The sequence below is a fragment of the Streptomyces sp. NPDC111606 genome (assembly GCF_055656945.1).
The window spans coordinates 599155-625105 of the sequence record NZ_JBVKBY010000002.1 but is presented as its reverse complement, the minus strand read 5'-3'; the positions used below and the strand labels follow the sequence as shown (position 1 = coordinate 625105).

31 protein-coding genes are annotated in these 25951 nt (G+C 70.0%); 7 read left to right on the top strand and 24 right to left on the bottom strand.

Annotation, left to right across the window (positions count from 1 at the left end; all coding sequences use genetic code 11):
- Positions 1-30: 30 nt before the first annotated feature.
- The 7 genes from ACZ7M7_RS10700 to ACZ7M7_RS10670 all read right to left on the bottom strand — a co-directional run bounded on the left by ACZ7M7_RS10700 (position 31) and on the right by ACZ7M7_RS10670 (position 6525).
- Complete coding sequence (locus ACZ7M7_RS10700; RefSeq protein ID WP_328879411.1) at positions 31-1011, bottom strand: tetratricopeptide repeat protein; 981 nt, start codon at positions 1009-1011, stop codon at positions 31-33.
- Between the two features lie 129 nt (positions 1012-1140).
- On the bottom strand, positions 1141-2415 hold the full coding sequence (locus ACZ7M7_RS10695; protein WP_472114873.1) for an HD-GYP domain-containing protein: 1275 nt from the start codon (positions 2413-2415) through the stop codon (positions 1141-1143).
- A complete protein-coding gene (locus ACZ7M7_RS10690; protein ID WP_472114870.1) occupies positions 2412-3701 on the bottom strand; it encodes an HD-GYP domain-containing protein in 1290 nt (429 codons plus the stop codon). Before ACZ7M7_RS10690 ends, ACZ7M7_RS10695 begins: the two co-directional genes overlap by 4 nt.
- A gap of 107 nt (positions 3702-3808) precedes the next feature.
- On the bottom strand, positions 3809-4111 hold the full coding sequence (gene rsrA, locus ACZ7M7_RS10685; protein ID WP_328879414.1) for a mycothiol system anti-sigma-R factor: 303 nt from the start codon (positions 4109-4111) through the stop codon (positions 3809-3811).
- On the bottom strand, positions 4108-4803 hold the full coding sequence (sigR, locus tag ACZ7M7_RS10680) for an RNA polymerase sigma factor SigR (RefSeq protein WP_369273307.1): 696 nt from the start codon (positions 4801-4803) through the stop codon (positions 4108-4110). The genes rsrA and sigR overlap by 4 nt, the downstream gene beginning before the upstream one ends.
- Before the next feature lie 257 nt (positions 4804-5060).
- The gene (locus tag ACZ7M7_RS10675) at positions 5061-5675 is read right to left on the bottom strand and encodes an alpha/beta hydrolase family protein (protein ID WP_472115222.1); all 615 of its coding nucleotides are present in this window, start codon (positions 5673-5675) and stop codon (positions 5061-5063) included.
- A gap of 34 nt (positions 5676-5709) precedes the next feature.
- Positions 5710-6525, bottom strand: a complete 816-nt coding sequence (locus tag ACZ7M7_RS10670) for an SOS response-associated peptidase (protein WP_383602979.1) — start codon at positions 6523-6525, stop codon at positions 5710-5712.
- Positions 6526-6628: 103 nt separating this feature from the next.
- Here ACZ7M7_RS10670 and ACZ7M7_RS10665 point away from each other — a divergent pair, with 103 nt between their 5' ends.
- The 4 genes from ACZ7M7_RS10665 to ACZ7M7_RS10650 all read left to right on the top strand — a co-directional run bounded on the left by ACZ7M7_RS10665 (position 6629) and on the right by ACZ7M7_RS10650 (position 10292).
- Positions 6629-7351: a M50 family metallopeptidase gene (locus ACZ7M7_RS10665; RefSeq protein WP_472114866.1), complete on the top strand. Its 723-nt coding sequence runs from the start codon at positions 6629-6631 to the stop codon at positions 7349-7351.
- Between the two features lie 122 nt (positions 7352-7473).
- Positions 7474-8793, top strand: a complete 1320-nt coding sequence (gene aroA, locus ACZ7M7_RS10660) for a 3-phosphoshikimate 1-carboxyvinyltransferase (protein WP_383628238.1) — start codon at positions 7474-7476, stop codon at positions 8791-8793.
- A 10-nt stretch (positions 8794-8803) separates the two neighbouring features.
- Positions 8804-9814, top strand: coding sequence for a ribosome small subunit-dependent GTPase A (gene rsgA, locus ACZ7M7_RS10655; RefSeq protein ID WP_383628236.1), 1011 nt, complete (start codon positions 8804-8806; stop codon positions 9812-9814).
- 154 nt (positions 9815-9968) lie between these two features.
- Positions 9969-10292: a DMT family transporter gene (locus tag ACZ7M7_RS10650; protein WP_383602991.1), complete on the top strand. Its 324-nt coding sequence runs from the start codon at positions 9969-9971 to the stop codon at positions 10290-10292.
- A gap of 18 nt (positions 10293-10310) precedes the next feature.
- Here the strand turns inward: ACZ7M7_RS10650 and ACZ7M7_RS10645 are convergent, their stop codons facing one another.
- Entirely contained in the window at positions 10311-10922 is a 612-nt protein-coding gene (locus ACZ7M7_RS10645; protein WP_472114862.1) for a TetR/AcrR family transcriptional regulator, read from the bottom strand.
- A gap of 177 nt (positions 10923-11099) precedes the next feature.
- On the opposite strand from ACZ7M7_RS10645, the gene hisN reads away from it, so the two are divergent.
- A complete protein-coding gene (gene hisN, locus ACZ7M7_RS10640) occupies positions 11100-11900 on the top strand; it encodes a histidinol-phosphatase (RefSeq protein ID WP_328423638.1) in 801 nt (266 codons plus the stop codon).
- A 31-nt stretch (positions 11901-11931) separates the two neighbouring features.
- On the opposite strand, the gene ACZ7M7_RS10635 is transcribed toward hisN, so the two are convergent.
- The 14 genes from ACZ7M7_RS10635 to ACZ7M7_RS10570 form a co-directional block, all read right to left on the bottom strand.
- Positions 11932-13173 (bottom strand): tyrosine-type recombinase/integrase, encoded by a 1242-nt coding sequence (locus tag ACZ7M7_RS10635; protein WP_472114859.1) that lies wholly within the window; start codon positions 13171-13173, stop codon positions 11932-11934.
- A 75-nt stretch (positions 13174-13248) separates the two neighbouring features.
- Positions 13249-13488, bottom strand: a complete 240-nt coding sequence (locus ACZ7M7_RS10630; RefSeq protein WP_433162463.1) for a helix-turn-helix domain-containing protein — start codon at positions 13486-13488, stop codon at positions 13249-13251.
- A gap of 420 nt (positions 13489-13908) precedes the next feature.
- Entirely contained in the window at positions 13909-15390 is a 1482-nt protein-coding gene (locus tag ACZ7M7_RS10625; RefSeq protein ID WP_472114856.1) for an ATP-binding protein, read from the bottom strand.
- 2 nt (positions 15391-15392) lie between these two features.
- Positions 15393-16256, bottom strand: a complete 864-nt coding sequence (locus ACZ7M7_RS10620; RefSeq protein WP_472114853.1) for a bifunctional DNA primase/polymerase — start codon at positions 16254-16256, stop codon at positions 15393-15395.
- 89 nt (positions 16257-16345) lie between these two features.
- Positions 16346-16969 carry an NUDIX domain-containing protein gene (locus ACZ7M7_RS10615; protein ID WP_472114850.1) on the bottom strand — a complete coding sequence of 208 codons (624 nt, stop codon included), beginning with the start codon at positions 16967-16969 and terminating at the stop codon, positions 16346-16348.
- Positions 16970-16987: 18 nt separating this feature from the next.
- Positions 16988-17596, bottom strand: a complete 609-nt coding sequence (locus ACZ7M7_RS10610) for an XF1762 family protein (RefSeq protein ID WP_472114848.1) — start codon at positions 17594-17596, stop codon at positions 16988-16990.
- A 56-nt stretch (positions 17597-17652) separates the two neighbouring features.
- On the bottom strand, positions 17653-18117 hold the full coding sequence (locus ACZ7M7_RS10605) for a hypothetical protein (RefSeq protein ID WP_472114845.1): 465 nt from the start codon (positions 18115-18117) through the stop codon (positions 17653-17655).
- 204 nt (positions 18118-18321) lie between these two features.
- Positions 18322-20448: an FtsK/SpoIIIE domain-containing protein gene (locus ACZ7M7_RS10600; protein WP_472114842.1), complete on the bottom strand. Its 2127-nt coding sequence runs from the start codon at positions 20446-20448 to the stop codon at positions 18322-18324.
- A 104-nt stretch (positions 20449-20552) separates the two neighbouring features.
- A complete protein-coding gene (locus ACZ7M7_RS10595) occupies positions 20553-20870 on the bottom strand; it encodes a hypothetical protein (protein ID WP_472114839.1) in 318 nt (105 codons plus the stop codon).
- The gene (locus tag ACZ7M7_RS10590) at positions 20870-21256 is read right to left on the bottom strand and encodes an RRQRL motif-containing zinc-binding protein (protein WP_472114836.1); all 387 of its coding nucleotides are present in this window, start codon (positions 21254-21256) and stop codon (positions 20870-20872) included. Before ACZ7M7_RS10590 ends, ACZ7M7_RS10595 begins: the two co-directional genes overlap by 1 nt.
- Positions 21256-22146, bottom strand: a complete 891-nt coding sequence (locus ACZ7M7_RS10585; protein WP_472114833.1) for a DUF2637 domain-containing protein — start codon at positions 22144-22146, stop codon at positions 21256-21258. The genes ACZ7M7_RS10590 and ACZ7M7_RS10585 overlap by 1 nt, the downstream gene beginning before the upstream one ends.
- The gene (locus tag ACZ7M7_RS10580; RefSeq protein WP_472114830.1) at positions 22143-22565 is read right to left on the bottom strand and encodes a hypothetical protein; all 423 of its coding nucleotides are present in this window, start codon (positions 22563-22565) and stop codon (positions 22143-22145) included. Before ACZ7M7_RS10580 ends, ACZ7M7_RS10585 begins: the two co-directional genes overlap by 4 nt.
- On the bottom strand, positions 22562-22753 hold the full coding sequence (locus tag ACZ7M7_RS10575; protein ID WP_472114827.1) for a hypothetical protein: 192 nt from the start codon (positions 22751-22753) through the stop codon (positions 22562-22564). Before ACZ7M7_RS10575 ends, ACZ7M7_RS10580 begins: the two co-directional genes overlap by 4 nt.
- On the bottom strand, positions 22750-23019 hold the full coding sequence (locus ACZ7M7_RS10570; protein ID WP_472114824.1) for a DUF6284 family protein: 270 nt from the start codon (positions 23017-23019) through the stop codon (positions 22750-22752). Before ACZ7M7_RS10570 ends, ACZ7M7_RS10575 begins: the two co-directional genes overlap by 4 nt.
- A 503-nt stretch (positions 23020-23522) precedes the next feature.
- On the opposite strand from ACZ7M7_RS10570, the gene ACZ7M7_RS10565 reads away from it, so the two are divergent.
- Entirely contained in the window at positions 23523-24278 is a 756-nt protein-coding gene (locus ACZ7M7_RS10565) for a helix-turn-helix domain-containing protein (protein WP_472114821.1), read from the top strand.
- Positions 24279-24281: 3 nt separating this feature from the next.
- Positions 24282-24755, top strand: coding sequence for an NUDIX domain-containing protein (locus ACZ7M7_RS10560; protein WP_472114818.1), 474 nt, complete (start codon positions 24282-24284; stop codon positions 24753-24755).
- Here ACZ7M7_RS10560 and ACZ7M7_RS10555 read toward each other — a convergent pair.
- Together ACZ7M7_RS10555 and ACZ7M7_RS10550 are read right to left on the bottom strand one after the other, a co-directional pair.
- The gene (locus tag ACZ7M7_RS10555) at positions 24743-25309 is read right to left on the bottom strand and encodes an HD domain-containing protein (protein ID WP_472114815.1); all 567 of its coding nucleotides are present in this window, start codon (positions 25307-25309) and stop codon (positions 24743-24745) included. The two genes, ACZ7M7_RS10560 and ACZ7M7_RS10555, sit on opposite strands and share 13 nt — an antisense overlap.
- Before the next feature lies 1 nt (position 25310).
- Positions 25311-25772: a GntR family transcriptional regulator gene (locus tag ACZ7M7_RS10550; protein ID WP_472114812.1), complete on the bottom strand. Its 462-nt coding sequence runs from the start codon at positions 25770-25772 to the stop codon at positions 25311-25313.
- Positions 25773-25951: the final 179 nt, after the last annotated feature.

The following is a 25951-nucleotide window of genomic DNA, read 5'->3' as shown; positions in this document are numbered from 1 at the left end:
TGTGATGCTGATACAGGGTACGGCGGTCGCTCAGCAGACCTCTTCGAGATCCCGCCAGTCCCGCGAATCCGGGCTGTCGGCAACCCACCCGTCCAGCAGCCCCCGCACCAAGGCGGCCGGGGCGGCCACGCCACACTCCCGCTCCGGCACCCACAGCTGCCCGTCGGTCCGGTGCCCCAGGGGACCGGGGTGACCCGGCTCGCTGTGATCGTGGGGGTCGAGATGCTCCCCGTCGCCCTCGTCCGACGGCATCCGCGACTCGGAGCACATCCGGCACAGCAGCCGCACCGAGGAGGACCAGTCCTCCGCGGCGAACCCGGCGTCCGCGGCGAGCTGCTCCAGCGCGTCCCGGTCGGCCTCGGTGGCGGCCTCCAGGAGGACCACCCAGGTGGGGACCGGCGAGGGCGCCCACAGCTCGATCTCGTCGAAGACGGGGTAGGCGTGCCCGGCGGACGTGGTCCGCTCGCCGTGCGGCACCCCGTCGTGCAGCACGACCTCGCCCCAGCGCCGCCCCGAGGACGGCAGCGGGATCGACAGCACCTCGATCCGGGCGGGGTCCAGCCGCCGCCCCCACACGACCTCGGCCTCCCCCTCCGGGGACAGCCGTACGGCCGCACTGCCCAGGTCCATCCCGACCGGCTCGCCGGAGTCGGTCGCACCGCCGGGCACCCGCAGCCCGTAGGCCTGCCAGGCCCGCCGGGCCAGCGGCCAGTCCTGCAGGGCGGTGGCCGCGATGCCGACGTTCCACCAGTCGGGCGCCCCGGTCTCCCGGTCGAGCAGCGCCACGGCCCGCAGCCCGGCCGCCCGGGCCTGCTCCCAGTCGTGCCGGAACTTGTGCAGCAGCGCGAGGTTGAACCAGGACTCCGAAAGCCAGGGCTCCAGATCGGCGGCACGTGTCAACAGCGCGCCCGCATCCTCGTACCGGCCGTCGCCGATGAGCGTGAACGCCCGGTCGGTGGCCTGCCGCCAGGAGGCGGAGGGCCGGTGCCGTCCCTTGCCGAAGATCCTCACGATTCCCGCCTGCCAGTTCCGTGGAGTGGGCTGGCTAGTGCTCGCCCCCGGACACACTCTCATTCGCATCCAACCACGTACGGCTGGAAGGGCGCTCATTACCCATGGGTTACCCAGCCACAGGGGGTGTCAGACAGTCTCCCACCCGACACCCACCACCTCCCTGCCTGAGGCGCTTCGCGCCGCCCCCTGAATTCGAAGCACCCGTGCGAGCGACCCCACCACCTCCGGCGCATAGTCACCGGCGGTGCCCAGCCGCAGTTCCTCCAGCGCCTTCAGCGGCCCGCCGGGCCCGGCGTCCCGCGCCTTCTCCTCATAGGCGTTCACCGCCCGCACGATCCGCGCGGCGACCGGTTGCTCCGGGCAGGGATCGGCGAGCCGCTCCACGACCATCGCCACCTGCGGGCTCACCCCCGTCTGCCGTACGACGGCCCCGCCGAGCAGCGCGATCCGCCGCTGTTCCTCGGCGGGCAGCCCCGCGGTGGCCCCGGCCGGCACCGGGTCGACCAGGCTGAGCTGCCCGATGTCGTGCATGAGGGCGGCGTACTCCAGCACGGTGAGCTCGGCCTCGGACAGGCCCAGGTCCCGCCCCACCTCGCGGCTGAGCGCGGCGACGCGCCGGGCATGTCCGGCCGGTGTGTACCCGGCGATCTCCGTGGCCCGGGCGAGGGAGGCGATGGTCTGCCGGTAGGTGGCCCGGACGGCGGTGTACCGGCGCAGGGACATCTGGGTGAGCAGCAGCGGGAGCGAGAAGACGGGCAGCGCCCACAGCCCGGCGACGGCGACCGCCAGCGCCATCACGGCGCCCGTCGCGCAGACGGCCGACCCGATTCCGAGGGTCGCCCGCAGCTCGTCCCGCAGCAGCGGCCCGAACGGCCACCGGGTCCGGGAGCGTGCCAGCGCGGCGGCGAGCAGGGCGTCGCACAGGAAGGTGAGGGTGAGGATCGCGAGCAGGACAAGGGCGTAGGCGGTGCCCCAGCCGTGGAACGTGCCCTGGTTGTACAGGGGTTGGAAGCAGACGGCGGCGAAGCCGACGGTGAGCACGCGCCGGGCCAGGTGGTCGAGCACGGGCCGGCCGCGCGCGATGTGCGGCACGCTGCCGAGGAGAGAGGCGGCCAGGACGACGCTGAGGACCTGCGCGACGCCGTGCTCGGACGGCTGACCGCCGTTCGCCCCCAGCAGGGCGTACGACAGCGCGGCGGCGGCCCCGAGCGGTGCGGCCTCCCTGTGCTCCGCCGCCGTCCACCGGGTGAGCTCACCCAGGGTGATGAGAACCCCGAAGGCGAGGGCCGTACCGCGTTCGTCGAGGCCGCTCCACAGGGTGGTGAGCAGGCACACGGTGGCGAGAAGGGCGGCGCAGGCGTGGACGAGACGGAGCAGGAGGGGTGGTCTCGGGGCGCTCATCGGTGTGCCCCCGGCGCACTGGCGACCGGCGGGCGGGGAGGGCGCCCGGAGGCTTCGTCGGCGGTCACGGCGGGATGCCATCCGTGCTGGTCCACGGCCCTGACGAGGGCGGTGACCATACGGGGGTCGAACTGCGAGCCCGCGCACTTCTCCAGCTCGCGCAGGGCCACGGGCACCGGCCGGGCCCGCGAGTACGACCGGTTGGACGTCATCGCGTCGAAGGCGTCCGCGACCGCCACCACCCGTGCCGGCTCCGGGATCTGGCCGCCCATCAGCCCGTACGGGTACCCGCTCCCGTCCAGCCGCTCATGGTGATGCAGTACGGCGGCCCGGGCCTCGCCGAGGAAGGAGATCCCGCGGACCATCTCGTGTCCGTACTCGGGATGCAGTTCGATGACCCGCCGTTCGTCGGGCGTGAGCGGCCCGTCCTTGCGCAGCAGCCGCGTGGGCACCCCGAGCTTCCCGACGTCGTGCAGGATCCCGGCGAAGCGGAGCACCTCGACGCGCTCGTCGGCCATGCCCAGCTCCCGCGCGATCATCATCGAGGCCTGCCCGACGCGCTCGCTGTGGCCGCGGGTGTAGCCGTCCTTGATGTCGACGGCCTGGACGAGCGCCCGGATGGTCGCCTGATGAGCCGCGCGTTCCCGGTGGTACTGGGCGAACATCCACCACGACACACACATCGGCAGCAGCACGAGCAACGCGGCGACGGGACCGTACGGACTGCGCCACAGCACGGCCATCATCAGCCCGGCAAGACCGTGCACGGCGATCGGCGCGAGCGACCGCAGGAACAGCCCGCGCCAGGCCCGCCGTGCGGGCACGCGGTCGCCGAGCGTCCGGATCCCGCCGTCGAGCGCCGTCAGGACCAGGCAGAACGCCAGCACCGCGGCTCCGGCGGGCGCAAGCGCGTACGGGAAGTCGGACGCCTGTGCGGCTTCGTGCTCGCCCAGTGCCCAGTGCACGCGGGCGGCCACCCACACCGCGATCACGAGCTGCGCCGCCCGCCACGCCCGTCGCAGCAGGTCCGGTCGGCCGGCGACCGGGGCGATCAGTGCCCCCGGCACCGCGACCAGTGCGGCGGCGGACGGTGGCAGCAGGAAGGCCCCGGCGAGGAGCACGGGATAGAACGACCCGGACAGCCGCGCGCCCCCGGCGTAGAGCACGGCGAGCAGGGCCGGCGCCCACCAGGGGGCACGCGCCGACGGCAGCGTGTGCAGGCAGAACAGGGCGCCGAGGGCGACACAGACGACGTAGCCACGTACCCGTGTGGGTGTCGCCTCCATAACGCCCCTCCCCGGCAACGCGCTTCAAGCACGGGACCCTAGGGCGGGCAGGGGAGGTCCGCAGTCCATGACGGCGGGATTAGCACGTTCGAGTGACGGCCGTGCGTTCAGGATTCCTGCGGCGTTGCCGTCACGTCGTGGTCGGGCACGGCCTGGCCCGAGCGGATCAGGTCGATCCGGCCCATGACCTTGGCGCGCAGGTCGGTCGGCACGTCGTCATGCCCGCAGCACCGCTTGACGAGCTTCTTCACGGCCTCTTCGAGGCCGTACTTCTCGAGGCACGGCGAGCACTCCCGGAAGTGCTGCTTGAACTTGTCGCGATCGACGTCCGGCATCTCACTGTCGAGGAACTCGTAGAGATGATCGAGTACCTCACTGCAGTCCGTCTCGTGCGGCTCTCCGCAGCTCATGAGCCCGAGCCTTTCGCTTCGTTCGACTCTCCGGCGCCGGCCGGGACGAGCCCGCGCTCACGGGCGTAGTCCTCGAGCATGCCGCGCAGTTGACGGCGGCCCCGGTGCAGCCGGGACATCACCGTACCGATGGGTGTCCCCATGATGTCCGCGATCTCCTTGTACGCAAAGCCCTCTACGTCGGCGAGGTACACGGCGATGCGGAATTCCTCGGGGATCGCCTGGAGCGCTTCCTTCACGTCCGAGTCGGGCAGGTGGTCGAGCGCCTGCGACTCCGCGGAGCGCAAGCCCGTCGACATGTGCGACTCGGCGCGGGCGAGCTGCCAGTCCTCGATCTCCTCGGCCGCGGAGCGCTGGGGTTCGCGCTGCTTCTTGCGGTACGAGTTGATGAAGGTGTTGGTGAGGATCCGGTACAGCCACGCCTTGAGGTTGGTGCCCTCACGGAACTGGTGGAAGGACGCGTAGGCCTTGGCGTACGTCTCCTGCACCAGGTCCTCGGCGTCGGCAGGGTTGCGCGTCATGCGCAGCGCGGCCGAGTACATCTGGTCGAGGAATTCCAGCGCGTCCCGCTCGAAGCGCGCGCTGCGCTCGGCGGTCGACTCCGCGGACGTGTCCCCGCTCATGCCCTGGCCCTCGGGCTGCTCCGCCTGGCCGTTGTCGGTCCCTGCGTCGGTACCGGGAACCGGACCCACCTCCTCAAGATTCCGGGCAGGGCCGAATCCGGACCCACCTGAATCGGAGGATAGACGACCTGCCGTACCTGCCGCCCCTCGAATAGGAGCGGTCCTGGCCGCATGCAGCACCGTCCACTCCAGGTCGGCGCGGCTGCCGGTGGTCGGGCAGAAGGTCGAACCCATGCGGCGGACTTCCTCTCCTACGACGTGAGCGCTGCTGGTTCAGCACCGCTGTCCGCCACAACAGAGCCCGGGGCCCCGACATTCCCGAGTCTTTACCCGAGTGACCCGGCCCACTTCACGACCGCGTCCGTGACGATCGCCACGGCCTCGTCCTGATCGAGGGGCGCGCGCTTGGGCACGGCGAACCCGTGATCGCCGTACGGCACCTCGACCAGCTCGAAGTCACCGTCGGGAAACTCCTCCGGCTTTCCGAACGGATCGTTCCCGCCCTGGACCACCAGGGTGGGCACTCCTGCCCCGAGCAGTTCGTCGGCGCGGGACTTCTCGGGCTTGCCCGGCGGGTGGAGGGGGAAGCTCAGCGCGAGTACGGCGTGGGCGCCCAGCTCCGTGGCGGTACGGCAGGCGACGCGCGCGCCGGCGCTGCGCCCGCCGGAGACCACGGGCAGCCCGGGCGCGGCGAGCGCGGGCCACAGGCCCCGCCAGCCGACGTCCAGGGTCCTGGGCGCGGGCGCCACCTTCTTGCCGGCCACCCGCCAGGGCTGCTCCACGAGGGCGACGGTCACGCCGTGGGCCGGGAGGGCCCGGGCGAGCGCCCGCAGGTCCCGCGCCCCGATGCCGCCGCCGGCCCCGTGGCTCACGGCCAGCACCAGCCGGGCCTTCTTCGCCGGGTGCCAGGTGATGCGGGCGTCCCCGGCGTCCGTACCCATGATCTCGGTCGTCACGTCAGACTCGGTCGTCACATCAGAAGAGTGTGCCCTCTTCGGGCCCCGCCAGCTCCTTCAGCAGCTCCGGGCCGTTGTTGCGGACGTTGCTGACCAGCGTGGAGACGGGGTAGGCACGCATCAGCCCGGCGGGCGGCGGGTCGAGCAGTGTCCGCAGCTCCTCCGGGTCCTTGCGGGCCGGGTCGAGCCAGGCGTCCCAGCGGTCCGGCGTCAGCATCAGCGGCATCCGGGGGTGGATGTCGGCCAGCACGGACGGCCCCTCCGCGGGAGCCACCGCCAGCGGCGTCGTCTCCGCCTCGGTCGTGATCACGGAACAGGTCACCCACCAGGCCTGCGGGTGCTCGTCCGGCAGCGTCCGGTCCCGCCAGAACTCGTACAGCCCGGCCATCGCGAACACCGAGCCGTCGGCGGGCAGCACGAAGTACGGCTGCTTGCGCGCCCGTTTCCGCTTCCCCTCGACCTCCAGGTCCCGCTCCTGCGTGCCGGTGACCCACTCGTAGTAGCCGTCGGCGGGGATGATGCAGCGCCGGGAGCTGAAGGCCCGCCGGTACGACGGCTTCTCGTGCACCGTCTCCGCGCGGGCGTTGATCATCTTGAAGGCGCTCTCGGGGGTCTTGGACCAGCTGGGCACCAGGCCCCACTTGAGCTTGCGCAGCTGGCGAACCGGCCGCGGGTCGTCCGCGTCTTTCAAAGGACGGTCGAGGACGACGTGAACTTCTTTGGTCGGAGCCACGTTGTAATCCGCATCGAGGGTCTCCTCGGGCTCCCACTTCTCGATCTCAAAGATTCCTGCGAGATCCTCGGGCCCACGACTCGCCGCATACCGTCCGCACATACGTGCCACACTGCCAGGCCCACCCGCCGCCCGACCACCACCCGTCAACGACGACACTACGCGCCGACCCCTTTGACTCGCCCACAGGGAGCCACCGCCTTACATGGACAGCACCGCATCCGCCTCGCTCGCCTCCCTCTGGGACGAGGTCTCCGGTACTCAGCCCGACCCCGACCTGTGGGTGGTGATCGCCGCCCTGGTCGTCGCGCTGGCCGTTGTGATCCCGCACCCGCTGTGGCGTCTCTCACGCAACGCCATCACCATCGCCCACGAGGGCGGCCACGGCCTGATCGCGCTGCTGACCGGCCGGACGCTGACCGGCATACGCCTGCACTCCGACACCAGCGGCCTCACCGTCAGCCGCGGCAAGCCGCACGGCATCGGAATGATCCTCACCGCGGCCGCGGGCTACACGGCTCCCCCGCTGCTGGGCCTCGGCGGCGCCGCCCTGCTGGGCGGGGGCCGGATCACGCTCCTGCTGTGGCTGGCGACAGCCCTGCTGGTGGCGATGCTGGTGATGATCCGGAACGCGTACGGGGCGCTGACGGTGTTCGTGACCGGCGGCACCTTCGTCCTGGTGTCCTGGCTGACCGGACCTCAGGTACAGGCGGCGTTCGCGTACGTGGTGGTGTGGTTCCTGCTGGTCGGCGGGGTGCGCCCGGCGTTCGAGCTGCAGGCGAAGAGGTCCCGGGGCGGGGCGGGGGACTCGGACGCGGACCAGCTGTCGCGCCTGACGCATGTGCCGGCGTGGTTGTGGTTCTTCCTGTTCCACGCGGTGTCGTTGTGCTCGCTGATAGGCGGCGGTCGCTGGCTGCTCGGGGTGTGACGGCCGGCCTCGAGGGGCGCGGGGCTGTCCCGCTGTGCGCTCCGCCGCGCGGGCGCGACCAGCCCCAACGGCGCCGCACCCGAACAACGGCCTGCACCACCCCCTCCTTATAAAGTGAACCCATGGCCCAAAACCCCGCCGCCCACGCCGCCCTATGGCCCGCCCCGCACGCGAGCGGAGCCGTCGACGCGACGGTCCACGTGCCGGGGTCCAAGTCGGTCACCAACCGCGCCCTCGTCCTCGCCGCCCTGGCGAGCGAGCCCGGCTGGCTGCGCCGCCCCCTGCGTTCCCGCGACACCCTGCTGATGGCCGGCGCGCTGCGGGCGATGGGCGTCGGTATCGAGGAGGGCGTGGGACCCGAGGGCACCGGCGAGGCCTGGCGGGTGCTCCCCGCGGGCCTGCGGGGCCCGGCCACGGTCGACGTCGGCAACGCCGGCACGGTGATGCGCTTCCTGCCGCCGGTCGCCGCGCTGGCCGACGGCCCCATCCGCTTCGACGGCGACCCCAGGTCGTACGAGCGTCCTCTGCACGGAGTGATCGACGCCCTGCGCGTCCTCGGTGCCCGGATCGACGACGACGGGCGCGGCGCGCTGCCGCTCACGGTCCATGGCGGGGGTGCGCTGGAGGGCGGCCCGGTGGAGGTCGACGCCTCGTCGTCGTCCCAGTTCGTCTCGGCTCTGCTGCTGTCCGGCCCGCGCTTCAACCAGGGCGTGGAGGTCCGGCACACCGGCTCCTCCCTCCCCTCCATGCCGCACATCCGCATGACCGTCGACATGCTGCGCGCGGTCGGCGCCCAGGTCGACACCCCGGAGTCGGGCGGCGAGCCGAACGTCTGGCGGGTCACGCCGGGCGCCCTGCTCGGCCGTGACCTGACCATCGAGCCGGATCTGTCCAACGCCCAGCCGTTCCTGGCGGCGGCGCTGGTGACCGGCGGCAAGGTCCTCGTCCCGGACTGGCCGACCCGGACCACCCAGCCCGGTGACCGGCTGCGCGAGATCTTCACCGAGATGGGCGGTACCTGCGAACTCAACGAGTACGGGCTCGTGTTCACCGGTTCGGGTGCCCTCCACGGCATCGACGTGGACCTGAGCGAGGTCGGCGAGCTCACCCCGGGCATCGCCGCGGTCGCGGCCCTCGCGGACTCCCCGTCCACCCTGCGCGGCGTCGCGCACCTGCGGCTGCACGAGACCGACCGCCTGGCCGCGCTGACCAAGGAGATCAACGAACTCGGCGGCGACGTCACCGAGACCGCCGACGGTCTGCACATCCGCCCGCGCCGCCTGCACGGCGGGGTCTTCCACACCTACGAGGACCACCGCATGGCGACGGCCGGCGCGATCATCGGCCTCGCGGTCGAGGGCGTACGGATCGAGAACGTGGCGACGACGGCGAAGACCCTCCCGGACTTCCCGGAACTGTGGACCGGGATGCTCGGGGCTTAGGGACACCGCCATGCGCCGCTACGGCAAGCACACCGACGAGGACGACATCCGCACCCGTCCCGGCCGTCGGAACACCCGGCCCCGTACGAACATCCGCCCCAAGCACGAGGACGCCGCCGAGGGCATGGTCCTCACCGTCGACCGGGGCCGTCTGACCGTCCTCGTGGACGACCGGATCGTGATGGCCATGAAGGCCCGCGAACTGGGCCGCAAGGCCGCGGTCGTCGGTGACCGGGTGGCACTGGTCGGCGATCTGACCGGCAAGAAGGACACCCTCGCGCGGATCGTACGGATCGAAGGGCGGACGTCGGTGCTGCGACGGACGGCCGACGACGACGATCCCTTCGAGCGCGTGGTCGTGGCCAACGCCGACCAACTCGCCATCGTCACCGCCCTCGCCGACCCCGAGCCGCGGCCGCGGCTGATCGACCGCTGTCTGGTGGCGGCGTTCGACGGCGGCCTGGAACCGTTGCTGGTGATGACGAAGTCGGACCTGGCCCCACCCGCCAAACTCCTTGAGCTGTACGGCGACCTGGACATCCCGTACGTCGTCACCAGCCGCGACGAGCTGGAGAACGGCGGCGCGGCGGACCGCGTACGGGAGCAACTGGGCGGCAGGGTCACGGCGTTCGTCGGACACTCCGGTGTCGGTAAGACGACGCTGGTGAACGCGCTGGTGCCGGAGGAACGGCGGCGCTCCACAGGTCATGTGAACGCGGTGACGGGCCGGGGCCGGCACACGACGACGTCCGCGCTGGCACTGCCGCTGGCGGAGGTGGACGGCTGGGTGATCGACACCCCCGGCGTCCGCTCCTTCGGCCTGGCTCATGTCGACCCGTCCCGGGTGATCCACGCGTTCCCCGACCTGGAACCGGGAACCGAGGGCTGCCCGCGTGCGTGCAGTCATGATGAACCGGACTGCGCGCTGGACGACTGGGTGGCGGAGGGGCACGCCGATCAGGCACGGCTGTACTCGCTGCGGCGGCTGCTGGCGACGCGCGAACCCACGGAAGGTGACTGAGCGGCCGACGGAGGAAGGCGACTGACCTCCGCGTTGTTTGTCTCCCTGTAGGGCTGGTAAGGGCATAATCGCACCGAGCCGGAACCAAGCCTGACCAAATCCTGACTAACCTGACGAAGCGGTCACAGAACGCGGGGATACGGGAGGACAGCACATGGCGTGGCTGCTGGTCATCGTGGCGGGGCTGCTCGAAACCGGGTTCGCCGTCTGCCTGAAGCTGTCGCACGGCTTCAGCCGCCTGTGGCCGACGGTCGCGTTCTGCATCTTCGCCCTCGGCAGTTTCGGGCTGCTGACGCTGGCCCTGAGGAAGCTGGACGTGGGGCCGGCGTATGCGGTGTGGACGGGGATCGGGGCGGCGGGTACGGCGATCTACGGGATGATCTTCCTCGGTGACATCGTGTCGACGCTGAAGATCGTGTCGATCAGCCTGGTCATCGTGGGGGTCGTCGGCCTGCAGCTGTCGGGCTCGGCGCACTGAGCCCGGTTCCGGCCGCGGTCAGCTCGCCAACTGCCGGTGCAGCGCGCTGCGTACGAGGTCGGCGACACCGCCCTCGCCGGGTGGCGCGGCGACGCAGGACAGGGCCAGCCTGACGACGAGTTCGCAGGAGCGCGCGAGGTCGGCCGTGTCGGACTTGTTGACGCCGGGGCCGGCGAGGACCGCCACGGCACGGTCGCGGACCATGCCCACGAAGTCGCCGGGTGACGGAAGCGGCCCGTCGGCCCGCCGCTGGGCCGGCACGGCGGAGGAGGACGGGACCGCGGACAGGGTCGGCGAGGGCAGCCGCTCGCTCCAGCAGCCGGTGAGCATGGCGCGGACGAGGGCGTTGTCGCGGGCGAGTCCGGCGGTCCACTCCGCGGTGGCGGTGAGCCGGTCGCGGGCGTCGCTGGGGGTGGCGAGGGCGCGTTCGACGCCGGCGAGGTACCCGTCGGCCTCTCGCCTCACGAGTGCGCGGGCCAGGCCTTCCTTGCTCCCGAACTCGTTGTACAGCGTCTGCCGGGACACGCCGGCCGCGGCGGCCACGTCCACCATCCGCACGGCAGACCACGACCTGCGCGCCAGCGCCGCGTAAGCGGCGTCCAGCAGGGATTCCCGCGCTGCAGGCATCATCGCCTCCTGGGGAGGAGCGGCTCTGCGCCCAGATTTGACGCGCACAGCGGCACTGTCAAGGGTTCGCGAGGGCACGCGGGGGCGCCATTCGGCCGGGGTGCGCGGGCTCTCGGCCCGGCGACTTGATCCACCGGGCCCTGTAGCCCCAGCCCGACCACGACAGATAGCGTTCGTTCCATGCCGGACTACCTCGACGATCTCCGCCTCGCCCACGTCCTCGCGGACGCCGCCGACGCCGCGACCATGGACCGCTTCAAGGCACTCGACCTCAAGGTCGAGACCAAGCCGGACATGACCCCGGTGAGCGAGGCCGACAAGGCCGCCGAGGACCTCATCCGCGGACAGCTCCAGCGCGCCCGCCCGAGAGACGCGGTCCTCGGAGAGGAGTACGGCATCGAGGGCACCGGCCCCCGCCGCTGGGTGATCGACCCGATCGACGGCACCAAGAACTACGTACGCGGCGTCCCGGTCTGGGCCACCCTCATCTCCCTGACCGAGGCCTCGGAGGGCGGCTACCAGCCGGTCGTGGGCCTCGTCTCCGCCCCCGCCCTCGGCCGCCGCTGGTGGGCCGCCAAGGGGCACGGCGCGTTCACGGGCCGCAGCCTGTCCTCCGCCTCCCGCCTGCGCGTCTCCCGCGTCTCGAAACTGACGGACGCCTCGTTCGCGTACTCCTCACTCAGCGGCTGGGAGGAGCAGGGGCGCCTCGACGGCTTCCTCGACCTCACGCGCGAGGTGTGGCGCACGCGCGCGTACGGCGACTTCTGGCCGTACATGATGGTCGCCGAGGGCTCGGTGGACCTGTGCGCCGAACCCGAACTGTCCCTGTGGGACATGGCCGCCACCGCGATCGTCGTGACCGAGGCAGGCGGCACCTTCACCGGCCTCGACGGCCGCCCCGGCCCCCACAGCGGCAACGCGGCCGCGTCGAACGGCCTGCTGCACGACGAGCTCCTGGGGTATCTCAACGAGCGCTACTGACGGAGTTTCCCTTCTGACCTGCGCGTTTCCCTCACTTTCGGCCCCTCGGGGCCGTCGTGGGGCCGTCATCGCGGTCCGGGCCGCCCTCGAAGGCCCGGTTCACTGCCTCCCGCGTCCGCTTCTCGCTGCTCGGCATCAGGTGCGTGTACGTCCGCAGCGTGAAGCCAGGGTCATGGTGCCCCAGGTACTCCGACAGGGCCTTGACGCTCTCCCCCGCGTCCAGCAGCACGGACGCGTAGAAGTGCCTCAGCGCGTGCATCCCGTTCTCACGGCCGCGCGGCACGCGCGCCGTGTCGAGGGCGCGCTGCCACGACTTGGTGTTGAAGGTGGTGCGGATGACAGCGCGGCCCTCAGCGTTGGGGAAGCACAGCCTCGCCGTAGTCGGAGGACCATCCACCGACCGCCACGGCAGCGTCACAGCGACGGGCGGGTACCGCGCGATGTGTGCCTCTAGGGCCTGAGCTACGGATTCCGGCAGAGGTACCGTGCGCGTCTTGCCGCCCTTGGGCAGCGCGAACACCTGCCGGCCGTTGATGAGCTTCACCTGGCGGACGACGTGAACTACGCCCTCGACAAAATCCACGTCGTCCGCCGCAAGCCCGAGCACTTCGCCCTGCCGCATGCCGCAGCCGCCAGCCAGGTCCACCATGCCGCGATAGCGCTCCGGCAGCGCGGAACGAACTGCCAAGACGCGCTCACGTGGCCACGGCACGATGCGGCGCGGTTCGAGCTTGGGCACCTTTACGGAGGAGGAACGACACGGGTTCTCCGGGATCAGACGGTCGTCGACGGCCGCCCCAAGCATCGCGTTGAAGTTCGCGAAGATCACCCGCTGATAGGCGGGTGCCACTCCCCCATCCTGGAGCCTCCGCAACCACTCGCGGATGTGGACGGGCCTCAGCGAGTCGAGCGATCGGCTGCCGAGGTGCGGCAGGACGTGCAGACGGATTCGCTGCTCGGTGCCCACGAAGGTGCCGGGGTCCTGGGTGAGCGATGCCAACCAACGATCAGCGTGCTGCCGGATTGTTAGGCGACCGGCACGCGGGTCGATGTACTGGCCGCGCGACATGTCCGCCTCAATGTGGCTAAGCCACGTTTCAGCAACACGCTTCTGTCCGTCGGGGAAGCTCTTGGACTTCTCAGTACCGTCAGGGCCGACGTAGCGGGCGCGATACCGCATGCCCTTACCGTGGCGCTCGGTCCTGACCCGAACGGTCTTGCCGGCAGCGTTGGCTTCGGTCTTGTACCAGCGGTCTTGAATGTGACCTGCCATGCGCGGCGGTCCTTTCTCAGATACCGAGGGGAGAGCCGCTAGCAGCGGCTCTCCCCTCGGTATCTGGTGGGTTTGTCAGGCGGCGTTGTGGTCGGCGTTCTTCCGACCAGTGACGTAGGCGAGTACGTCGGCGGGGTCGTAGCGGACGTGCTTGCCGATGCGGAAGCTGGGCGGTCCAACGCGCTTCTTGCGCCACTGGTAGAGGGTCTCTTTGGGGACGTCGAAGATCTCAGCGACGTCGTCGGGGTTGAGGTACCGGTCGGGGAGGCCGCCCCGAAGGGTGGCGCGGGGGTCGGGGGCTGTCGGCTGTGCCATAGGTACTCCAGTCGGGGAGGGCCTGGCTGTGTGTCCGAGGTTCGGATTTCTGCGTCACAGCGTCACCTGCGTCATTCAGACCGCTGACCTGCGGGTTTGCGTGACGCAGGGCGCTCGGGGTGCGTCACGGGTGACGCAGGCTGTCCGTCACGCGTGACGCGGTGCCGCAGGCGTGACGCAGGAATCACCGTCTGCGTCACGCTCGTCTGTGCAGGTCACGAGGGGGTTTTCATGATCGTGTGACGCTGTGACGCAGCGCTTCCCTACTTAGGGAAAAAGGAGGGGTGTTTTGTTGGTGGTGTGGTGCGGCTCAGTGCGTGAAGAAGGAGCCGCTACGCGGCACGTCCAGCGCAGGGCGGCGCCGCCGCCGAACAGCAAGAGGAGCACACATGGCGACGGGTGCTCCTCTTGCTTGTGCGGTCAGGAGCCAGAAAAGCGCTGCTGTTCGTGGGCTGGTGGGGCCGGTTGGCGGGTCATGACGGTGTAGCGGCCTTCTCGGGTGCGGCCGAAGTCGATGAGGACGCCTCGGGCCGCGAGGGTCGGCTGAAGCCGCTTGAGGCGGTCGGAGAGCACTTTGCCGGTGGTCGGCCAGCCCTTGGGTAGCGGGCGCAGGTCGTCCGCGGTGTAGACGCCGCTGAGGCAGTGCAGCCACTGGGTGGACGTCATCTGCTGCTCGGCTCCCGCTTCCATGTCCGCTGCGTGCGCCAGCACGGTCTGTGCGAGAAGGTCGCCCTCGATGACGTCGTCGTTGAGGTCGTCCAGGCTGGCCCGGTAGGCGGCCAGTGCGCCGAGGCCGGTTGCCGCGTCGAGCTGCGCGCACAGGTGGGCGAAGTCCGCCATGCGCAGGTCGGTCGGTGTCTCCGCCTCAGCTGCGCGGACCTTCACGGTCAGGTCGAGCAGGGAGCCGAGCACGACCGGGAGGATGTCCGCGTACTCCGTCCACAGTTCGGCCTCGGTGCGCCGCACCCGTGGCCTTACGAGTCGGAGTGGGAGGAGGCGTTCGGCGAGGTCGGGGCGGATGACGCCGACGTCGATGCCGGTCAGGAGCATGGGGCGGCGGTAGCGGGAGCGGACGACGTCCCCGTCGGTGAACAGCGCGCGCTTGATGCTCTCGGCTCCGGTGACGATGCAGCACATGAGGTCGGACAGGTCCGGGGACAGGTGAGAGAGGTTGTCCAGGGCGGTCACCCAGCCGGCAGCGACGGCCGTGATCATGTTCTCCTCGTCCTTCGGTGCCCGCCGCAGGTCCCCGCTCATCCCCTCGATGATCCGCACCAGCATCCGGCCGCCGGTGGACTTGCCCGCTCCTTGGGGGCCGGTGAGGAACGGGGCCGGCACGGGCACGGACGGCTCCAGGCAGCCGATCAGCCAGGCGATGGCCAGGCACTCCGTCTCGGCGCCGGCGAAGTTGCAGAGCCGCAGCAGCGCGTCGATGCCCTTGCCGTTGGTGTCGCGGGCGGGTACGGGGAGTTCGCCGGTGAGCTGGGTGCGCCGCCAGCACACCTCTTGCGGGTCGGGGGTGAGGATGTCCCATCCGGTGGGGTGGATGCGGACGGACGTGCCGTCGTCGCGGCCCAGGTCGAGCCAGGTCGCGCCGTCGAATCCGGGAGCGACGCGGATGTGGGTGGGCTGTACGTCCTCGGTGAGTGCGAGTGCTTCGATCAAGTCGAGCGCCTCCTTGAGCGCGGTTCCGTTGAAGACACCCAGTCCGTCCCTGAACAGGCCGACCATGAGTTCTTGGCGGTGGCTGCCGGTGGTGCCCTGGGAGCGGATCGGGCGGGCGACGGGGTGGCCGTTGCGCTGCGCGTACACGGTCCCGTCGACGGTGCGGAAGTAGCGGAAGTGCGCTTGCGCGTAGTCGGTGATGACCTGCCGTGCGGGGTTCTTTTCGTCCTCGGACATGGCTACATCCCCAGAGCGGTGAGGGCGTTGATCCACGCGTCGGTGCAGTGCCTCGGGGTTTCGCCCTTGGCCTGCGCGGCGGTGAACAGCCGCGCGACGTGAGCCTCGGTGAGGCAGCCACACCGGCCATGGGTGGACAGCACGGCGAGGAAGGTGCGGTAGACGGTGGTGTGAATCGCGCTGCGGGCTTCGCTGATGCGCTGCTCCGCCATGACGATGCCACGTTCGAGGTAGGTGGGCGTGCGGTGGCGGCACTCGCCCTGTCCTCCCGTGAGGGGCGCTGTGAGCGTCTGTGGCGCCCTGCGGGCCGCAGACGGCTCCTTTACTTTTACTGCCAGTGCGCGCACGGCGTCCGGGAGGGCGGCCGTGACGCCGGAGCCGGGACCGAGCCAACGGGCGTAGGCCATGGTGGACTTGATGTCGATGCCGGGCCGGACCGCGTTCACGGAGCGCATGGGGCCTTGGTAGATCCAGTGCTCACCACGGGTGCTGGGCACGGTCTGTGTGGCGGGCAGGTTCGCTCGGGCCCACATCACCGCGTCGGCGTTGTCCAGGTCCACGACCGTCAGCAACGCCCCGCCCGGGTGGTAGGCGACACCGGTCGCCCGCATCCATGCGTGGCGCCAGACGCCGGACTGGATGACGTCCGGGTCGGTGGTTGCGGCGGCCCATGCGTGGCAGGGGCCGGGGCAGGCGCAGGGCCCGGCGGTCTTCATGTTCGGCCGGCCGCCGCACGCGTTGTCGGCGCAGCGGCGGCAGTTCCCGAACGGCGCCTTGGCCCGTAACGGCAGCACCGGCACGCCGGAGGCTGCCAGGGAGAGAGCGGTACGCAGGTGCTCTCCCCGGATGTCGGTCGGTTGCGTCATGCTGGGAGACCTCCACAGGTCTGTTGATGGCAGGTGGACAAGGGCGGCCCCGGTTCTTTGGCGAGATGCGGGGGCCGCCCTTGGCGTAGCTAGAAGGGGGCGGTGTGCCGGCGTCGTGCGGCGGCCACGATGTCGCTGTGGTCGAAGGCGAGAAACCCGGTGTCGTCGAGCGATGTCCAGTGGATGGCGGCGGCGTCGTCTCCGGCCTGCGCGGTGGTGTCGTCGGGGACGGTCACCAGGTAGGCGGCGGTGACGTACCGGCCGCGGGGGTCACGGTCGGGGGTGTCGTAGATGCCGATCAGGTCCAGGTCGTCGGGGTCGACACGGACGCCGGTTTCCTCCAGCAGCTCGCGCGCGGCGGCGGTGCGGGAGGTCTCGACGGGGTCGACGTGCCCGCCGGGCAGGGCGAGTTGTCCCTTGTGGGGCGGCCATCCCCGCTCGATCAGCAGGACGGCTCCTCCTCGGATGCACACCACGTCGGCGGTGTAGCGGACGGTTTCGGGCTGCTCTTCCGTGCTCACTGATCGGTTGGTGGTCTCGGGCTCATTGAGCAGGGCGGCGGGGTTGGGGTGGAACGCCTTGGTGTAGAGGCGGATGCGGGGTCCGCCGCGGGCGGTCCGCCGCTCGATGGGGTCGCACTCGAACGCGGTGGTCAGGGCGTGGACGATCTCGGGTTCGTCGGCGGGGTCGCAGATGATGCGGATGTCGAACATGGATCTCCGTTCTTGGCTTCAGCGTTGGCGGCGGCGGTAGGCGCGTTGGCGGCAGGCCGGTGAGCAGTAGCGCGGGGGGCGTCCGGTGGCAGCTGCCGCGATGGGGCTCGTGCACTCTGGGCAGCGCTTTCGGCGTCCAGGCGTGGGCGTTTCATCACGGGTTTCGTCACGCGGTTCGGGCAGGGACGACGCGTTGTGTGTGGTGATCTCCCACAGGGCTCGGGCGACGTTTTCCGTTCCCCGTGCGTGGCGGGGGCGGCTGGGGGCATTCCATCCGGGGCGAGCGGGGAGATCAGTGACCTTGCGCCAGCCGGCGGCGCGCAGGCTCGCACCGCTCTCGCGGTCTTGGGTGTAGGTGATGGCGCGGCGGTAGCCAGCGCTGCGGGCGGTGCGCCAGGCCGCTGCGTACAGAGCCGAGCAGGCGTTCGCGGTGCCGTCCGTCGCGACGCGGGTCACCTCAACGGTGAGCCCGTTGTCGAAGTTGCGGTTGACGGGACGGCCCACGATGGCTACGCCGACCACGCGACCGTCGTCGGCGCGGACCCCGAGGGAGAACTGATGCCCTTGTGGCGGGTCGTGGTGGCGGTGGTGCGCCTCGACGTAGGCGCACGCGGTCTTCCACTTCATCGGCTCGATGCGAAGCCGCTGTGCCTGGGGCGGGGCGGTCACAAGATCCCTGCCTCTCAGCCGTGGAAGTGGTTGCGTTTGATCACGGCCTTGCGGATGTTGACGGTGGTGCCGCCCTTGTGGCTGCTCGCGCTGAAGACCTGAACGGCGATCCATCCGCCGAAGATCACGGCGGCGAGGACGATGAGCTGAGTGATCAGTGCGGTCAGTGCCGTGATGAACGTGGTGAGTAGGAGCAGTCCGCCGCACGCGGCGAGGAACCCGACGCCCCCGAGGGCGACGTTCACCGCGGCGCGGGAGACGACGGGCTTGGCCGCGACGGGTTCTGGCTGCATGGGGCTCATGGCGTAGCCGGTGACCACGCGGCCGTCCGGCATGACCACGCTCGCCACGGCCGGGACGGTGCCCGGCTGGAGGGGAACGAGCGGCGCCGGCGTCACGGCGGCGGGAGTGATGGGGGTGGGTTGGTGGACCTCCACGACCCCATGAGCGGGGGCGTGCTGGGCAGGCTCGGGGTACATGCGGAATCCCTTCCGGTGCAGGGTCAGGGAGGTTGAGGCACCCCCTTGGGGGTGCTCTGTGGAGGGGTTTTTCGGGGTCTGACCTGGGGTGCCTCCCTGACTCCCTGACTGATCATTTGTGCAGGTCAGGTGCAGGGAGGCGGGTCAGGGAGGGGGTCAGGGAGTTCTCCCTGCCTCCCTGCCCCGGGCGGGGTCGGCTCCCTGTCACTCGGAGGCGGAAGCGGAACCCTGCTCGTCGCGGTTGGCGAGGGCGCGGGCGAGCCGGTCACGGCCGACGACCATGCGGCCGTCGGACTTGTAGGGCTCGGCTCCGGTGCTGTCGAGAACGCGCTTAAGGTCGAGGAACGACCACTTGCCGTAGGTGTCCACGTCGAGCACACCGAGCCGCTTGAGGACGTCCTGGGTGAGCACCCGCGCGTCCGCCCCGACCACGCTGGCGATGTCGGCGAGCGGGTCGCGGGGTTCGCTGCGGTCCATGACGCGCAGCGTGGTGACGCCGCCACGGAGCGCGCGGGCGCGTTCTGCGATGGCGTCGGCGGGGTCGTCGTCGATGAAGTGCGTGCGGACCGTGATGGACGACTGGCCCTTGGGCATCTCGATGCCGTCCGAGGCCACGACCAGGGTTCCCTTGTCCAGGCCCTGGCGCAGCATGTGCGGGGCGGCCCCGTCCTCAACGGCCTTGTCCCCGAGCGCCATCTTCGCCTGGGACTCACTGCCCAGGACCAGGGAGGCCCGGGTGTGGGCGCCCTCGCGGACCAGCTTGGGAAGGTTCTGGTCGGTGGGGTCCTGGGTGCCCTGCCACATCAGCACGTCGACCGCACGACCCTGGTTGTGGATCTCCCGGACGGCCATGAAGTACCGGCTGGTGGCCTTGGAGCCGCCGTAGGGGCGCTTCTGCTCGTCGATGGCCGGGCACATGAACGCCTTCTGTGCCTCATCGACCAGCACGATCAGCGGCGGGAAGACCGCGCTGGGGTCGATGCGGCGGGCCTCGATCCGCCGGTTCATCTCGGTCACGGCGTCCTCGACCATCTCGGTCGCCTCGATCACGTGCTGGTCGGAGGGGCCCTCGATCAGCACGTCGGCGATGCCCTCGAACATGCTCCAGTCGCCGACGCCCTTGAGGTCGGCAAGCCAGAACTGCACGGAGCGGTCCAGGGACAGCCACAGCGCGAGCGCGCGCAGGGCGGCGGTCTTACCCTGGTTGGATCGGCCGGTGACCAGCATGTGCCGCTGATACACGCTCAGTTCGGCCGCATCCCCACGCAGGTCCAAACCCCACGGGGCGCGGCCCTTCTTGTAGTCGGCGGTCATCGTCTCGTCGGTGACCAGCGGCGACGGCCCGATCGGCTCGTCGAGCGCCCCGGAGTCGGCGATCCACAGGCGGACCGTGCGGGCCGCCTCGGGGATCATGATGAACACCTCGTGCTCGTGCCGGGTCAGGTTCTCCGCGAGCTTGCGCCGACGGCCCTGCACCTCGTTCGTGGCCACCCCGGACGGCAGGGTCACGTCGACTTCCACGCCGCATCCAGCGATCCGGATCGGCCCGAGCATCGACGCGCCGGCATCGCCCATCTCCTTGATGGCCGTGCGCAGGGCGGGGATGCCCAGGTCACGCAGGGCCTTGACCACGATCGAGGGGGTGATCGGCTCACCCTCGCTCGATCGTGCGTTGGCCGGGAGTGCCCACTGAGGGGCTGCCTGCTGCTTGGAGCCGACGGCCCACAGGGCGAGCAGGGCGAACAGCGGTCCGAGGAATAGCGCGGGACCCCACACGATCTGCACGATCCGGATGAGCAGGGCGATGAAGTCGATGGTGGCGGCGAGTGGGGTGATGACGTCCTTGACGTCGCCGTTGTTGATGGCCATCACGATCCCGAGCGCGACCAGGGCCCCGGTGCCCATGCCGGTGCCAACGGCGGCGCCCTTGGCGACCTCGATCGGGGAGTGCAGCAGATCCATGCGCCGGCGGTGGCGAGCGTCGCGGAAGCGCTGGAGACGCTCTTCCCATTCCTCCGCCAGCTCGTTGTTCCCTGCGGCTTCGGCGGCCCGGATCATGCGCTCGTAGCGGGCGCCGGTACGCCCGTCCCAGGTGCGGCGGGCCACGATCCGGCCCCCGTTGAACGTGTACAGGCCGTGCCGGGCAACCGCGCGGCCGGCGCTCCTGGTGCGCTGGTGGGTGGCGGCGGTCTTCACCGCGCGGCCGGAGCGCACCCACAGCGGCACGGTCCGTGCGGGCGGCGCGTCCGGAACCACGGTCAGCGTCGTGACCTGCGCTTCCGGGTCAATGGGTTCGGGTGTCTTGTAGAGGTGAACGACGTTCTCAGCCATGCTGGGAGTGCTCCTGACTGCCCCGATGCGGGGCGGGAGTTGAGGTGAGAGCCGGGGTGGCCGTGTCCCTGGCAGGTGGCGGCCACCCCGGCGGTTTCGGCTGGTCAGAACCAGCCGGAAGACTTCTTCTGCGCCTTGGCGCGGGCCTGCTCGGTGATGAGTCGCTGACGCTCACCGTGCAGGGCGGTCAACTCCGCGTTCAGCCGCCGCTCCACGGAAGAACCGATGGAGTCCATCCGGTTCTCCGCGCCGGTCGTGCTGCGGTCGCGGTAGACGCTGCGGGCGCCGCCAGCCATCGCGCGGCTCATCGAGAGCCGTTCGCGGCTGGTCAGCGGCCACCACTCGCCGTTCTGCACGGCTTCCAACTTCTTCTGGGTCCGCTGGATTTCCTTGTCCAGGCGGCGGATGTCGGCCTTGCTCATCACGTACTCCTCGGAGCGTCGTCGGGGTAGGCGCACAGCACGCAGCAGCCCAGCGAGCGCGGCATGCAGTAGTCGAAGGTGATCCCGCAGGTCGGGCAGGTGCGGCGGGCGAGCATCGCCAGCGCCAGCGCGCCCCACTTCCGCGACGTCATCGGCCGCACGGGCTTGGCGCGGTCGACGCGGTAGAGGTAAGCGACCCTCGGGGTGCCGGTGCGGCGGTTCATCCGCATGGCCTGCGCCGCTATCGGCTGACCACCCGGACGCAGACCCTCAGCCCGTAACTGCCGGCGGGTGGCCAGGCCGTCCGGCGCCAGGCGCCACGGGTAGGTGGGGATGCCGTAGCGGGCGCCGGACGGGTCGAAACACTTGCCCCACGCGGCCGACATCAGCCGGCCCGCTCGGCAAGCAGGGTGTCCCGCAGCATCCGCGCGTTGGCGGGCGAGGTGTGGATGGCCCGGCGGATGCCCTCTGCGGTCACCTTCGCGTCCGGCCAATCGGCCGTCGCCTTGCGCGCCTCGGTGAGCAACTGATCGGGAGTGCGCTTGAGTCGGGGCGACTTCGCAGCGTCGGGGAGTCGACCGGTCGCCCGACGGGATCGGCTCGACTCGGCAGGCACCGTACGCCGCTCGATCGAGGCGAGCGGGACAGTGGCGCCCTGCGGGATCGGCTTGAACACCGGAGCCGACTTCAGATGGTCGACCGGACCCTGATCGGGCACCCGCACGACCGTCGCGGTGATCGGCGCGGGAGTCGATTCGGGCAGGTCAGCCGTAGACCGTTTCATTGCGGTATCGGTAGATTCCTCCGCATTCTCGATCGGGGGTGGGATCGAGGTGGGGCGGTGATGCAGAACCTTGGCGACCAGATCGGAACCGAAGTAGATCGACCCGACCGGCAGCGACGTAGCCAGCAGGACCAGGGCCCAGTTCGCCGGGTCCCAGTCGGCCAGCCGCGTCCAGTCGACCCGGGCGCCCCCGTCGCTGTGGAGTTCGGGTACGAGACCGTGCACGTAGTTGAGGACCAGGGAGGCGAGCGTGTAGGTGCCCAGCACCCGCAGCGCGAACTTCCGCGCATCGGCGGTGAGCACGAGCGTCGCGATCAGGGCCAGGGCCATCAGGCCGTCGACCACGAACGGGTACAGCATCGCGGCCGTCTCGTCCGCGCCGACCGCGCCGGCGATGTCCCGCAGCGCGTTCCACGACACCCGAAACGCCATACCGACCACGACGACCAGCGCGAGGACCAGGGCGGCGCGTCCCTTGCGGTGAAGGTTCATGACCGGCCCTCCCGCCACGGGAAGGGGCGGGTGTGCTTCGCGGCCCGGAAGATACGCAAGGCCACCCCGGCGGGGGCGTCCGGCTTGGCGACCGGGCGAGCGCCGGTGATCGAGGCCAGCATGCTGGTGGCGTGCAGCTCGCAACCGTCGGCACCTGCGTTCTGTGAGTCCAGGACGGTCACGACGACCGGGCCACCGCACGGCGCCGGGTCCTGCGGGTGCGCGGCCGGGCAACGGCGGGCCGGCTCCTGGTTGGCGTCGAGGATCTCCAGCAGAGACCGAAGCGACACCTCCAGACGGCCCACCATGTAGGCGGCAGCGGACGCGTCGGTCAGCCTCGCCCCGACGATCGCGGCGAGCGTCTCCCGCGCCGCCTCGACCTGCGCCCGCTCATGCAGGCTCAATTCAACGCGGCTCATCGCCTGCTCCCGTTCCGGCCGCCGTGGACGAACCAGCCGAGGAACTGCACGAAGCAGCCGCCCGCGATCAGGTAGCGCCAGACGCGCTCGTCGGTGACGAACGCGGCCGTGACGCTGGTGAAGGAGAGCAGCAGGCCCAGCACGATCAGCAGCAGGGCCAGGCCGGTCGGGGAGGTGTTCGCCCTCATGCCGCACCCCCTTGCAGCATCGCGGCGGCCGGGCTGTTGGCCAGGTCCCGTCGGGCGGCCAGCACCCGACGCCGGGCGCGGCGGACACGCCGCGCGTCCAGCTCGGTCGGCGTGCGGTCGATGGTGACGATCTGCGCGTCCAACAGGTCGACCTCCGCCAGGATCAGCGGCATTTCGATCGACGTGAGTGCCAGCTCCGCGTCCGTCGGCTCCATGAAGTCGGCGAACGCGGTAACAGCGTCCTGAATAGTCACGATGTGATCCATGGGTCGTGTTCTCCCTACCAGGTAGCAACGGCCCGAACAGCACCCCCGGAGGTCCTACGCTCCGGGGGTGCGCGCCGCTGAAGGTGAATGCCGCACATAGGCGGTGCGGCGGGCCGCTGAAGCGACCGGCGCCCCGGACCGGAGTCGAACCGGTCGGATGCCGTACGGAGCACGCCGGTCTTCTCCACCTTGTTTCCGACCCCTTCGGGCAGGCGGACCACGGGTTACCGGCAGTTCCCTGTGTGAAGTTGTCAAAGATCAATCGCTTCCTTCGAGCCCGTTTCACGGAGCCCTCCGGGCGTTGTGTTTGCAGTACCTGTTTTACAGGTACTGCACATGGGGCCGTCAAGTACGGCGGCCGAACTTCTTGGCTTCACACCGGGACTTCTTGGTGCACCATCAGAATCGGTCCAGGTCAGGGGAGTTGGTTACCCCCTGCGTGGACAGCTCAGGTTGATGTGGCTACCTTCAAGAGGTCCCTAGACGTCCCATCGGGGGTGGAGATGTCCAACGAGCGTCTGCGGTCGGCTCTCTTGGCCCAGAACATGACCGTGCAACAGCTCGCGGAAGCAATCGAGGTCAACCCCAAGACAGTCGAGCGCTGGATCACGCAGGGCAAGGTGCCTTATCGGCGCCACCAGTACGCCACTGCGTCCGCGCTGAACGTCGACGTGACGACGCTGTGGGATGACTCACGCTCGCTCGACAGCGCAACTGACCTGTGCAAGGCGGAGATTCTCACGGCGTACCCGCATCGCCACGTCGTACCGGCCGACCTATGGCGGGAGATGTGCGAGCGCGCGAAGGAACGCATCGACATCCTTGTCTACGCAGGCATCGGCCTGGCGGAAGACCCACGCTTCTTGTCAGTCCTCAAAGCGAAATCGCAGAGCGTCGCCATACGCGTCCTCATGGGCGACCCTGCATGCGAGGCCGTCATCCGGCGCGGGATCGACGAGGGGCACCGCATCATGGACGGCAAGATCCGCAACGCACTAGTCAACTACCGCCCCCTGTTCACCAGCCATCCTGAGATCACGTTCCGCCTGCATGACACGGTGCTCTACAACTCGATCTACCGTGCGGATGACGAGATGCTCGTCAACACGCATGTGTACGGCATCGGCGCCTACCTGGCTCCGGTTCTGCACGTGCGGCGACTCCCCGGGGGCGGGCTCTTCGACACATTCGCCAATAGCGTTCAGCAGACCTGGGAGGGCGCCAGGCCAGTAACTGAACACGACATCACGGGAGCATGAGCCATGGGCCGCATCGACTACCTTCACGACCCCGACGCCCCGCCGGCCAACTCTGTGGTGCCGTCTGTCGTGGCATTCGTGCAGAACGACTCGGGACAGGTGCTGATGATCCAGCGGTCCGACAACGGCCGTTGGGCGCTCCCCGGCGGTGGGCACGACGTGGGCGAGTCCATCAGCGACACCGTCGTGCGTGAGGTCTGGGAAGAGACCGGGATCAAGGCGGAAGTCGTCGACATGTCCGGGATCTACACCGACCCTGGTCACCGGATGCAGTACGACGACGGCGAGATCCGCCAGCAGTTCAGCATCTGCTTCCGGGCGCGCCCGGTTGGTGGTGAGGTGCGGACGAGCAACGAGACGACACAGGTCCGCTGGGTCGACCCAGCGGATCTGTCGAAGCTGGACATCCACCCCACGATGCGGCTCCGGATTGAGCACGCGATGGACCGGACGCGGACCGCTCCTTACATCGGCTGACGCTTCGCGGCGGCGACGCGTTCGAGGACACGCGACGTGCTCGCGAGGATCTCCGGCTCGGCACGGCGAATGAACGTGCCGATCAGGCTGTCGGGCCCGTATCGACCGGCGATCTCGTTAACGCGGTCGACTGGATTCGTGGGCGTGCCGTCCGGTGTGGTGTTCATGTCGCAGAAGCAGAGAGCGTCATTGAGGTGCGCTGGCTCGCGGGGGAACTCGCCCTCTAGCTCTTCACGCAGACCGCGAGCCTCAGCCTCCATCCAGGCGCACGAGTGATGAGCCACCAGCTTCACGACCCGTTCGTCGGCATTCGCCACGTCACGGAGGTAGCGGGCGCCGTCAAGCGGGTGGAAACCCGTCTTGGCCAGTTCCGGCGAATAGCCGATGTCATGAAGGACCGCTGAGGCTTCTAGCAGTTCGGCATCCTGCCCCAGGATGAGAGCGATGGTGCGTGCTCGCTCGGCCACCCCCAGCGAGTGTTGCCACCGTCGCGGTAGCGGCTCGGCGAGCAATGACTCAGCGAGGGGATAGGCCCACTCCGTCAGGTCCGACAAGCTACGAACGCTCCTCTCGAATCGGCACGGCGCGGACGGTCCGCACCTTGCCCTGTCCTCCACTCGCCAGCACGCCGGCGGCTTCCAGCTTGTCGAGCGCCTTCGTCACAGTGGGGCGTGAGACTCCGAACCGCTGAGCCAGTACAGACGCGCTTGGGAAGGCTGCCCCGGATTCAAGGCCCTCAGCCGCAACGATGTCGGCGATGCGCTCTTCCAGTGGGCGACGGTCTGCCCGCCCGCCATCTCGTACGACGCGCCACCGCCCACCTGGAACGGGTTCGGCGACGCCACCCTTCTGCAGGACGGCGAATGCCCGGAGCACAACCCCGCGCGAGATCTTGTAGTCACGCATTAGATCAGCAGCAGACGGAAGCTCCGACATGTCGGGGTCTGCCTCGATCCGGGCCTTCACCGCATCTGCGATCTTCACGAAGGTCCCCCGTGGGCTGACGTGCTCCGACACGTGTTGTCCCTCCCCGTCTCTCGCTGACTAGCTAAAGCTTCCCACGCTCGGGCCCCTACTTGTGGATCGAGTATTCACATCGGGCGTCATCGGGTCGATACTGAACGTAATCGACGTGGGGCAACGCAGTTGGCCCTGTATCAGGGGGAGTGGCGGCACCACACTAACGGTCGAGTAGG